We start from the raw sequence: 11546 nt of genomic DNA on the forward strand, positions 1-11546 counted from the left end.
GGCTGTAATCGCGCTGGCTGCGTCTAACTCGTTTTTCTTCGGGCTCTTGCATGACAACTTTGGGAAAAGTGTCAACATATAACCGGACGAGACATAGAAATAAAAAAGGCCCGTCTGATGATTCAGACGGGCCTTTTTTATTTCTAATCCTGAATTGAGTAAATCAGTTGCCTTCCTCGTGGTAAGTCACCAGGTCATCAATAGGGGAGCGAATAATTTTGCCGACTTCCATGCCGTGGCCTTTTGCCACCTGGGTCAGCACGTCGCGGAAATTGTAGCCCACCGAGCCCACGCAGTTGAACGAGTACTCCTGGAAGCGCGGGTAGTGCAGCACCAGGTTTTGGAAGAAGGTTTCGAAGCCTTCCACCACAATGTCGCGGCAGTAGCTCACGTTGTTGTGGTCGTAAGCAAACTTGGCGAAGTTGGCCAGGAAGCGGTTGGGCAGCGGCTGGTTGTAGAGCCGGTCCAGAATCTCGTTGCGCGAGCCCAGCCCGTAAGTTTCGCGGAAGGCGTCCTGCAGGCCGTCGGGGAGCAGGTCGCGCAAGTAGTCGCGCAGCAGGCGCTTGCCGAAGTACGAGCCCGACCCTTCATCGCCCAGGAAATACCCCAGCGAATCCACGTTGTAGGTGATTTTTTCGCCGTCGTAGATGCAGGAATTGGTGCCCGTGCCCAGAATGGCCGCAAAGCCCGGCTTGCGGCCCAGCAGGGCCCGCGCCGCCGCCAGCAGGTCTTCGGTCACGTGGGCCTTCGTGTTGGGAAACAACTGGCGCAGGGCCCCGGCAATCACCTCCGCCTTTTGCGCCGACGACACGCCCGCGCCGTAGAAATACACATCGCGCACCTGTTCGCGGGGCAGCGTGTCGGGCAGGTTCTGGGTGAGGGAGGCCGCAATGGCCGCCGTATCCATGAAATCGGGGTTGTACCCTTCGGTATTAAAATAAACGCGGTTGTGGGCGTCATCGAGCTGGCACCAGCTGCATTTGGTAGAGCCGCCGTCGGCAATTAGTATCATACAAGTTGGGGGGAGTGACTATAGGAAGACGAAAGTAGCAACTTACCCGTAAACCCATCCGTTGGTCGGGTTTGCACAAACGTTTGCCGTGTTTTTTTGTGCGCTTGCCGACTATTTTTCTCCTTGAAATGCGCGAAATCGTGCATCCATAGCTACTTTTGCTACGTACCACAAGTGAGTCCTCACTCTTGCTGCAATTGTCTATAAAAGCGTTTCCCATTACAACAATTCTCACCATTTTTCTCATTTCATTCCCATGAAAAAAGTCTTTACCCTAGTTACCGCTGGCGCATTGGCAGCGGGCGCCCTCACCGCCCAGGCCCAGGTAACGGTCGATGGCCAGCTCACCGCCGCTGAGCTCACCGCCGGCAATTATGTGCTGCTCGGCAAAAGCGACAACTTCACATTTACTTCGCTTACCTCGACACCTAACCAGAACACCGGCCGCCCATTCGGCAACAACGGTTTGCTGGGCCTCTACGTGGCCAACACTGCTTCGAAAATCTATATTTTTCTGGGCGGTACGATGGAAAACAGCGGCAACTCGTTCCAGATTTACCTGGACCTGCCCGGTGTGACGGGTGCTCCCGCTGCCACCTTCCTGCCCGCTGGGGCTGCGGGTACCTCCTTCGAAAAAATTACCCGCATCAAGCTCGACCAAAGCGTTGACCTGGCGCTGGCCCTGCGTGCCGATGGCAGCCCGGTGGGCACCGCCCCCCAGCCGTACAAGGCCGAAGGCGCGGTATTTACCTCTGCTACGGCCGTGCAAAGCCGCCAGCTGACGACCACCGCCGGTCCTGTGCTGGGCGATGGTACGGCCCTGACGCTGGCTTCTACCGTTACGGTAGCGCCTTATGCAGCCCTCAACTCGGCTCGCATGGCCTACCGCAACACCACCACCGGCCAAATTGGTACCAACCCCGGCAACGCCACCCTGTACAACACGGCTACTTACGGCGGCGTGGGTTCCTACGGCTGGGAGATTGAGTTGGACCGTGCTGCTTTGGGCGCTACGGCCAACGGCGGTGCCTTCCGCATTTTCGCTATTTACAACAACGGCAACGGGGGGTATGCTTCCGGTGAATTCATTCCCAAAGCGGCCACCACTACTTTGCCCGCAGCCTTCCCAAGCCCCAACCTGGGCGGTGCCGACAACGGTACGCCCAACGACGTAGACTTCGGCATCGTTCCTGGCCTGCAGTCCGTGGGCTTCGCGCCGGGTGCTTCGGGTGTGCTGTCGGCCAAAGCGGCTGATGAAGCTGCTGTGGCCATGTCCGTGTTCCCCAACCCTGCTGCCGGTGCCGCCACCGTGGCTTACAACGTAGGTACCCACGCCGACCATGTCAATGTGGTGCTCACCGACCTGCTGGGCCGTGAAGTGCGCGTATTGGCCAATGGCCAGCAAGCTGCCGGTGTGCAAAACACCACCGTAAGCACCGCCGATGTAGCCGCTGGCACCTACATGGTGCGTGTGCAGGTAGGCGACAAGGTTTCGACCCGCAAGGTGGTGCTGCTATAAGGCATACACTAACGCACAAAAAAGCCCCGTCGCATGTGCGGCGGGGCTTTTTTATGGGCAGATATTTGGGTGGTTCGGGCAGTGGTCTACGGCTTAGAGGCTGTTTGAATTAATAAGAACGGTCATGCTTCACTGCGCTCTGCATGACCATTTCATTGAATTTTTAGCTAACTCAAATAGCTTTTTAGTTTGGTTACCTTACCTTGTTTGAAGGCAAGGCGAGGTAGTAACCAAAAAAGTGAACGGGCCACGGCACCGTTTATATCCTGACGCTGTCAATGGGGCCTGCTTTGAGGCCCTGGCCCGTACTCGCAGCAAGGGCATGCGACCAATATTAACTTAGCGCGGTGTCGGGGTTGGTGTAGAGTAGCGCGAACGTTGTCGTTCGCGTCCCCGCGCCGCTAGCTCGTTCTGGCACGCGAACTGCAAAGTCCGCGCTACTGACCGCACGTACACTGACTTCGAAACGGCTCTAACAACAAGGTTTAATTGTGCGCTCTGAACCCGCACGTAGGACGGTAAAGCAAAAGGAGCCGCTGGTATTCCAGCGGCTCCTTTTGCTTTACCGTCCTACGTGCACCAAGTCTGTATGGAGCAAACTAGGGGGTAACAGTAACCGTACCACCACTAACGCCCGTACCGCTGCCGTTTACTACCAGTTTTACAGTATAAATACCGGCAGTGGCAATGGTCAGGTTAGCACCGTTGAGCGTCAGTGGCGCGCCTTGGGTCAAATTGCCGGAACCACCTAAGTTGATAGTCCAAGCTTTATCCTTGCGGAATTTAAAGTCCCCGGCGTTCAGGTTGGCACGCACCGTATACGCACTCAGGGCACAGTTCCAGGTCATGGGGAGGCCTGCTTCGGAGTCGGTCGTGCCACTGGGCCAGCCCTTTCCGGCGGGGCCCACCAAGGCCCAGGTATCGGTGTTGGGGGCAATGCAAGCAGGATACGCCTTGGCGGTAAGCGTTACGGGCGCCGATGCGAACGTGTGGGTATCGGAACCAGTGACAGCTACTACGCGGGCGTAAACCGGGCCAGCCGTTGCGGTATTCACCCCAATTGCATTCAGCGCGTTGTTCAAATCATACACCGTAATTGCTTTCGTTGTATTTGTGCCCGCATCAATCACGGCAGGATAGCCAAATCCATCGGCGGCTTTAGCAAACTGCAACTGGTAGGTAACCGCCGGAGTCTTGGTAAACTCGGTGCCGCTCAGCGACTGCTGAATAGCATTCCAGGAGTAGGTAATGGCCGTTTGGGCGTCGTTTAGCTGCGTGAGGACAACCGAATTGGTGGAACCCGTGAGCGACAGCGTATTAGACGGGCTCACGGTCACCTTATCCTCGTCCTTATTGCACGAAGCCAGCGTTGTCATGGCAAACGCTAAGGCTAAGGCTGGAGTAAGCAAATTTTTCATGATGGGATTTTGAGTAAAATGGTGAGTAAAAGGGCTGAATGTACTTTGAGCAACAACACGATGGGCGTACCAAAAGTGTCAGCAAGCGTGCTCGGTAATGGTCGTTAAAAGTCAGGCCCTTGCGCAGTAGAGAAAAACAAGATGCTGAGCCGATGCGCATCGGCTCAGCATCTGCTTACCATAATTAGTACCCGTCGTTTTGTTTCAGATTCGGGTTGGCCGTGAGGTCAGAGGCCGGAAGCGGGAACAACTTGTACTTGGCATTTACGCCCTGGCCACCGGCAACACCGCCCTTCCAAGGCCACAGGTAAGTGGATTCGGTAAACTTGCCGTAGCGGATGAGGTCCGTGCGGCGGGAGCCTTCCCAATGCAGTTCACGGGCGCGCTCGTCCAGGATAAAATCGGTCGTCATCTGGGTATCGGTGATGTCGGCCACGGCGCTGGGGGTGGCAATGGGCAAGCCAAAGGCCCGGCGGCGAATCTGGTTTACGTAGCCGAGAGCGGTGGTGCGGTCGCCGCTGCCACGGGTAGCAGCCTCAGCGTATACCAGCATCATGTCGGCCAATCGCAGCATCGGGAAATCTATACTGGAGAAATTCAGCGAAGCACCCTGCGCCGCACCGGCCGAGTTGACGTTGCGGAACTTGAGCACGCCCAGGCCTTGCGTAAATTGGCTCAGGTCGGTGATGGCCAACGTCTGGCCACGGGTGTAGAAACGGCCGCGACGGTCGCGGGCCGTGTCGCCACCGGCCAGGAAGAATTTATCGAAGAGCGCACTGGTGGTGCGCAGGCCGCCCCAGCCCGTGGTTTGGCCCACCAGGCGTTGCCAGATGGCATCAGCCCCACTGGTGGAACCGTTCACCAGGAAAGTGGTCCCGCCGTAGCTCTGCACACTGTTGACGTCAAAAATCACGGGCCAGATGATTTCATTTTTGACCGGAGCCAGATTGTTATCGGCCAGAAACAGGCGGCCGTAAGCGGAGGACACCGGCGCCGCGGCGGCCGTGTTGAGCGAGTAGCCTGCGTCAATCACAGCCTTTGCTTCGGTTGCCGCTTTGGCATATTGCGGGGTGCCGGTATACACGCCGGCATTCAGGTAGAGGCGGGCCAGGAAGCCGTGGGCGGCAGCCTGGTCGACGCGGCCGTACTCGTTGGTGCGGGCCGGGGCCAAATCAGCAGTCAGGGCCAGCAATTCGCTTTCTACGAAGTTGTAGAGTTGCTGACGGGTGTTGTAAACCGGCAGGGGGCCGCCCACGGGGTCTTTCTCCGTGACGAAAGGCCCGTTGCCGAACAAGTCGATGACGTGGTAGTAAGCCACGGCGCGCAGGAAGCGTGCTTCGGCCCGGAACAGTTTGCCCTGCTCCATCTCACCGCCCGACAAGCGGCTGCTGAGCTTATCGTCGGTGGCTTCGCGCAGGAACTCGTTGCAGGTAGCAATTTCGTAGTAAAGGCGGCTGTAGAAGCCCCGGGTGAGCGGGTCGCTGGCGTCCCAGTTCATCTTGTGCCACTCCTGCACGCCGGGGTCGTTCCAAGCAATCACCGCTTCGTCGGTCGTCAACTCCTGGGCGCTCCACCACTGGCGAATATAATCCGAAGTACCAGCGTCAATGCCTGAAATATCGCCCGAGCCGGGCCCCGAGGGGCCGGTGAGCGCAAAGCCCCCGTAGAGCTTGGCCAGCACCTGCTTGTAGCCGGTCAAGCCCACGTACACCTTGTCAGGGGTAAGTTCGTACTTCGGCGTCTGGTCCAGGTCCTTGGTGCAAGACGTGCTGAGGCCAACCAGGGCCGTGCTCAGCGTGAGGGCCGTGAGCCCCCGGTATAATACTTGTTTCATGAGTGGTGGGAATTAAATGCCGAGAGCGATGCCAAGAGTGAAAGTGCGGGCACGCGGGTAAAAGTTCGTATCGATGCCACTAAATACTTCCGGCTCAACCCCTTTGTACTTGGTTACCAGGAAGGCGTTCTGCACGTTGGCCGTTACGCGAAGCGACGAAGCGCCGAGCACTTTGCCCACGTTGTAGCCCAACGAAACGTTCTCGCAGCGCAGGAACGAGGCGTTCTGAATGTAGTAGTCGGAAAACAGCTGCTGGCGGGTGAAGCCGGTGTTCAACACGTCGGGGCTCAGGTTACTTACGAAAAGCGTGGAGCCTTGGGCGTTGGCATAAGTGCCAAAGTTCGCGGCGTTGGCGTTGTACACGTAGTTGCCCAGGTTGCTGCGCAGGGTGAAGGCAAATGCCAATTTTTTATACGTCAGGTTCGAGCTGAAGCCCAGCGTCACGAGGGGAGCCGGCTGCTTGTAAAAGTTGTAGTCGAAGTCGTTGATAACGCCGTCGCCGTTTTTGTCCACGTACAGGCCTTCCACGGGGCGGCCATCGGTTCCGTACACCTGCTGGGCCACAAAGAAGGAATTGATGGGTTGGCCGATAGCATTAATCTGAATGGTGTTGCCGGTGCCGCCGCCAATACCACCAACCTTATAGCCTTTAAACCCTTCCTGTTGCTGGCCAAGGTCGGTGATTTTGTTGACGTTGTAAGCACCGTTCACGTTCACGTCCCAGGTAAGGCCTTCGCTGCGCAGAATGCCGTAGTTGATTCCCAACTCGATGCCACGGTTGCGCATGGTGCCGATATTTTTGTTGAGAATATTCGTGAGGTTGGAGCCGGCCGATTGATAGACGCTGGCGAGCAGGTCGGTGGCGAGGCGCTGATATACATCCACTGTAGCGGTCAGGCGGTTATCGAAGAAACCCAGGTCCAGGCCGGCGTTGTAGGTATTGGTATTTTCCCAGTGCAGCAAGGCGTTATAGCCCTGCGGGCTGTAGGTAGGAACCGTGGTGGCCGCGGCCGTGCCAAGCGGATAGGTGGTAGAAGAGCCGCTGATGACGTAGCGGGGCTGGGTATCGTAATAGCCGCCGATTTCCTGCTGGCCGGTGCGGCCGGCGCCCAAGCGGATTTTCAACTCCGAAAACAGCGTGCTTTCTTTCAGGAAGTCCTCGTTTTTAACGCGCCAGGCAAGGCCCAACGCCGGGAAATAACCGCTCCGTTGGTCCTTCGCAAAGCGCGAAGTCCGGTCATTCCGAATCGTTGCCGTCAGCAAGTACTTATCCTTCACGTTCATTGTGGCACGCCCAAAGTAGGACAGTATCACAAGCTTGCCGTAATAGCCCGGCACCGTCAGGGTATCAGCCTTATTGATTTTGGTGGTGCGGTCGTAGCGGTAGGTCAGGTAGTTTGGGCCCTGCGACACGAAAGTCTGATAGGCGTAGCCACCCTGCACATCGAACTTGGTGCCACCTACCTGCTTACCGTAGGCTAGATAAGCTTCCAGAAGCTTCATGTCTTTGTCCTGGGCGTATTGGCTATAGGCACCGTTCAGGCCGGGATTGGTAGCTGCCGCCGCGGCCGTGTTGTAGTTGCCGAAGTCGGTGGGCTGAATAATGTTGCTGCCGCGCCCGCGCGACACGTCAAGGCCCAGGTTGAGGTTGGCGCGCAGGCCGTCAATGCCGTGGACTTTATAGTCAAGCTGCACATTGCCAATGAGGCGCTTCACTTGGCTGGTGTTGTTCGAGTTGTTGATGGCGGCAACCGGGTTGGAGGGCGCATTGCCCAGCGGCTGGCCCACCGAATTGGTGAATTGGTAGTAGCCGCCGTAGCGCGCGAAGCGGCTTTCCGTGGAGGTTACCGGCTGGGTGGGGTCGTATAGTGCCGCATTGGCCACGTAGCCGTAGTCCACAAACCGGTTGTCGACGACGCTGCCTTTGGCATTCACGTCGATGCGCAGGTGATTGTCGAGCAGGGTAGGGCTTAAGCTCACCGAGCCCGAGTTGCGCTTTAGCAGGTTGGTGATGACAATGCCTTCCTGGTAGAGGTTGCCATAGGACACGCGGAAAGGGACTTTCTTTGCCACGCTGCCAATCACGCTTACGGTATTATCGAACGTGCGAGCAGTGCGGAAAATCTCCTTCTGCCAATCGGTGTTGGCCGTGCCCAGTGTAGCCGCCTGAGAGGGCGAACCGTTGGCCTGAATCAGGCTGCGGAACTGGTCGGCGCTCAGCGTTTCGTACTTGCGCGCCACCGTCGAAACGCCGGACTGCGAGTTCAACTCCACGCGCAGCTTTTCGCCTTGCAAACCCTTTTTAGTGGTAATGAGGATAACGCCGCCCGAAGCCCGGTTGCCGTAGATGGCCGTAGCCGAGGCGTCTTTGAGCACCGTGAAGGTTTCGATGTCGCTGGGGTTAATCAGCGAGAGCGGGTTCGAGGCGCCTGCGATGCCATCCTTGTCTACCGGTACTCCGTCAATCACGTACAGCGGGTCGCTGTTGGCCGTCAAGGACGTATTACCCCGAATACGAATAGTGGTATTTGTTCCTGGCGCGCCGCCGGCAGCGGTGATGCTTACGCCCGCTACTTTGCCCTGAATCAACTGTTCAGGGTTGGTGACCTGGCCCTGCACAAATTGCTTGGTATCGACCGTAGCCACGGCCCCGGTAATGTCCTGGCGGCGTTGGGTGCCGTAGCCTACTACCACGGCTTCCGCCAATTGGGTGGCGTTTTCGGTGAGGCCAGCCGATACTTCGGTGTTTTGGCCGGCTACGACCGTCACCGGCCGCCGCACCGAATTGTAGCCGACAAACGAGATAACCAGGGTGTGCGGGCCGGCCGGCACGCCCTGAACGCTATAAGTGCCGTCCACGTTCGAAGAGCTGCCCAACGAAGTGCCTTCCACGAGCACCGTTGCACCGGGAATGCCTTCGTTCTTGGAATCGGTTACCCGGCCACTGATGGTACCGGTCTGCGCAAAGGCTCCTGAAGGGAAGCCAAACGCCGCGAACAATAGCAGAAACAAGAGTTTCGCTAGATAGGAGTGTTTCATGGGAAACGAAGTGAAAAAATGGGAATGGTGGGATTTTTAAAACTTTGGGGCTGCAAGTTACCGAAAAATGGGCTCAGGGACGCTGTAGAACCGCGTTTTTCAGCTTTTGGACCGCTTGGATAAGCAACCAATAGGGGCGTGGTAAGTTCATTGTTTTTTTGGGTTTTTTTACACGAATAAAAATATTTTTTTTGCACACCTATATTGTTGATAACTAGCGATATGTGGCCGTAAAATATAGCGCTGTTTCGGAGGTGAATTTTGTGCAAACGTTTGCGAATCAGCGTGTAATTTTTTTTGGTTAGGAAATCCTCACTCATGGTTTTCGGGCGTCTTTTCGGCTCGATTTCCTAATCAAGCGGGCATTGCCTATATTCCTGCCCGCTGCAATTGCCAAATAAGTACTTTGAAAACCGGACTGCGGCGAGTCGTATTGGACAATTTTCTATGCCTTTTACTTATCTTCCGTCCCGCCAGCGCACGGGCCAGAAATTTGCGTCAGCTTCCACCCCGCTTAAGGGCTGTTTGAGTTAGTCAAAAGCCATCCAACACGTCCTGCTGAGCTTGTCGAAGCATCTCTACCGCAGCAGTAAATGAATCAGTCCCCCGGGATAGATGCGTCGACTGCGCTCAGCATGACCGTGTTGGTTAATTCAACAGCTTCTAAGGGCTGTGCCGAAGTGTAGGGCTTCCATACAATTATAGTATTGGTGTGGGCTGCCTTGGGCAGCTGCCGTTTTGCGAGGGCACACTCCCCTTGTTACTTTTGGCTTTTCCTTAGATATGAAAAAGCGTATTCTACTCCTTGCGTTGTTGCTGGCCACTACCCTGGCCAGTGCGGTGGCCCAGTCCCGGCCGGGCACGCGCAAGCCGGTGCCCAAAGGCAAGAGCAAGGCAGCACCCGGCGTGCGGGGGGCTCCCAAGGCGGCCCCGGTCTACACGCCCATTGTCACGCAGGGCGCTGGTGGAGAAGATGCGCCGCCGCCGGTGGTGGTAGGCAAGATTAAGCTGAAGAAGCCCGTGCTGGTGTACTACGAGGAGCCGGCGCCGGGCCGGGCCGTGCAACAGCTCATCATGGCCGAAGAAAACCTGGGCCTGCTCAAAACCCTGGATTTGGAGCACCTGATGTCCCGGCGCGAAGTCTTTGTGGACGGGCTGGGCAACATGCCCTTGCCGGGCAGTGACATGAACAAGTTTCGCTTGCTGGGCACCAGCGCGGTAGCCGAGGACAACCGCCGCCCCGCCGGCGACGGCCGCAGCTTCTATTCCCGGCTAAAACTGCCATCTTCGGGCCTGCTGTACGTGGTGCGCGAGTCGGCAGAAGAATACCGGCACTTCGTGAAGGGCTCGCAGAAAAAAGGCTCCTTTCTGGATTTCCAGGCCAATGGTCTACCAGGCATCGACTCCGTGCGGGCCGTGTACACGCTGCGCAAAATGGACGCCGCCGAACGCGGCGCGGGCAGCGGCGAAACCATTCGATGAACAAGCAGACCTTACTGCTGAAAACAGCACTGGTGGCCAGCGCCTGGGCCCTGGCACTGCATGCGGCGCGCGCACAAACCGTGCTGACGCTGACCCAGGTGCCGGCCACTACGCCCGTCGGGGACTCGCTGTTTGTGGCCGGTTCTTTCAACAACTGGAATCCGCACGCCCCCGCGTATGCGTTGCAAAGAAGCGTCGACGGCACGTACCGCCTCCGCCTGCCGCCCGGCCTGGGGCCGGTCGAGTACAAGTTTACGCGTGGCAGTTGGGCCACCGTTGAAATCGACGCGCACAACCAAGGCATCGCCAACCGGAAAGCGGACCTGAGCACGGCGCGCGAAATCAAGCACCAAGTGCTGGCCTGGGACGACCAGCGCGGAACCCGCCCGGCTCCCAAAGCCCACACGGCCTCGCCGCAGGTGCGGGTGCTGAGCGAAGCGTTTGTCATGCCCCAGCTCGGCCGGCGGCGCAGGGTGTGGGTGTACCTGCCCGCCGACTATGCCCGTAAGCCGAAGCAGCGCTACCCGGTGCTCTACATGCACGACGGCCAGAACGTGTTTGATGCGGCCACCAGCTTTAGCGGGGAGTGGGGCGTGGACGAAACCCTCGACCGCTTGCACATCGCCGGGCTCGACCCCACCGGCACCATTGTGGTGGCCGTCGACAACGGCGAACAATTCCGCTCCGATGAGTACATCCCTTGGCGGAGCGCGGCGCTGCAAGACCAGCTCCACCAGGGCGGCCAAGGCAGCGAGTACGTCGATTTCCTGGCTAATACCCTGAAAACATACGTGGATGCGCATTACCGCACGCTGCCCGATGCTGCTCACACGGGCATTGCCGGTTCCAGCTTGGGCGGGCTGATTTCGGTGTACGCGGCGCTGAAATACCCGAAAGTGTTTGGCGAAATAGGGGTGTTCTCCCCGGCGTTCTGGGTGTGTAACGATTCGCTGAAGGCCTTTGCCAAAAGGCACCCGGCCGCCCGCACGGCCCGCTTTTACTTTGTGTGCGGACCCAAGGAATCGGAAACCATGTTGCCGCTGATGGCGCAGTGGCGCGACGAGCTGCGGGCTGAGGGCGTGCCGGCGGCCAACCTAGCTTTTCATGCGCCGGCCACCGGCGAGCACAAAGAATGGTTCTGGCAGCGCGAGTTTCCGGCAGCCTATCAGTTTTTGTTTCGTTCGACTTTGAAAACCAAGGGCCCCAGCCGTTAAGAAGCGGTTTGAGTTAGTCGAAAACCAT

The 11546-nt window shown here is 57.8% G+C and carries 7 protein-coding genes; 3 read left to right on the forward strand and 4 right to left on the reverse strand.

The annotated features are described in order from the left end of the window. Nucleotides 1-163: 163 nt before the first annotated feature. On the reverse strand, nt 164-1012 hold the full coding sequence (locus JKL48_RS07770) for an N-acetylglucosamine kinase (protein WP_201980948.1): 849 nt from the start codon (nt 1010-1012) through the stop codon (nt 164-166). Nucleotides 1013-1268: 256 nt separating this feature from the next. Here JKL48_RS07770 and JKL48_RS07775 point away from each other — a divergent pair, with 256 nt between their 5' ends. Continuing rightward, entirely contained in the window at nt 1269-2531 is a 1263-nt protein-coding gene (locus tag JKL48_RS07775) for a T9SS type A sorting domain-containing protein (protein WP_201980950.1), read from the forward strand. A 599-nt stretch (nt 2532-3130) separates the two neighbouring features. Here JKL48_RS07775 and JKL48_RS07780 read toward each other — a convergent pair. From JKL48_RS07780 to JKL48_RS07790, 3 genes are all read right to left on the reverse strand, one after another. Further along, complete coding sequence (locus tag JKL48_RS07780; RefSeq protein WP_201980954.1) at nt 3131-3949, reverse strand: SusE domain-containing protein; 819 nt, start codon at nt 3947-3949, stop codon at nt 3131-3133. 184 nt (nt 3950-4133) lie between these two features. Next, nucleotides 4134-5783 carry a RagB/SusD family nutrient uptake outer membrane protein gene (locus JKL48_RS07785; RefSeq protein ID WP_201980959.1) on the reverse strand — a complete coding sequence of 550 codons (1650 nt, stop codon included), beginning with the start codon at nt 5781-5783 and terminating at the stop codon, nt 4134-4136. A gap of 12 nt (nt 5784-5795) precedes the next feature. Continuing rightward, entirely contained in the window at nt 5796-8822 is a 3027-nt protein-coding gene (locus JKL48_RS07790; RefSeq protein ID WP_201980964.1) for a SusC/RagA family TonB-linked outer membrane protein, read from the reverse strand. A 783-nt stretch (nt 8823-9605) separates the two neighbouring features. Here JKL48_RS07790 and JKL48_RS07795 point away from each other — a divergent pair. Both JKL48_RS07795 and JKL48_RS07800 read left to right on the forward strand, forming a co-directional pair. Next, entirely contained in the window at nt 9606-10304 is a 699-nt protein-coding gene (locus JKL48_RS07795; RefSeq protein ID WP_201980966.1) for a hypothetical protein, read from the forward strand. Further along, complete coding sequence (locus JKL48_RS07800) at nt 10301-11518, forward strand: alpha/beta hydrolase-fold protein (RefSeq protein WP_201980969.1); 1218 nt, start codon at nt 10301-10303, stop codon at nt 11516-11518. The genes JKL48_RS07795 and JKL48_RS07800 overlap by 4 nt, the downstream gene beginning before the upstream one ends. The last annotated feature ends 28 nt before the right edge of the window (nt 11519-11546 follow it).

Origin of the sequence: Hymenobacter rubidus (assembly GCF_016734815.1) — a bacterium.
Classification (GTDB): Bacteria; Bacteroidota; Bacteroidia; order Cytophagales; family Hymenobacteraceae; genus Hymenobacter; species Hymenobacter rubidus.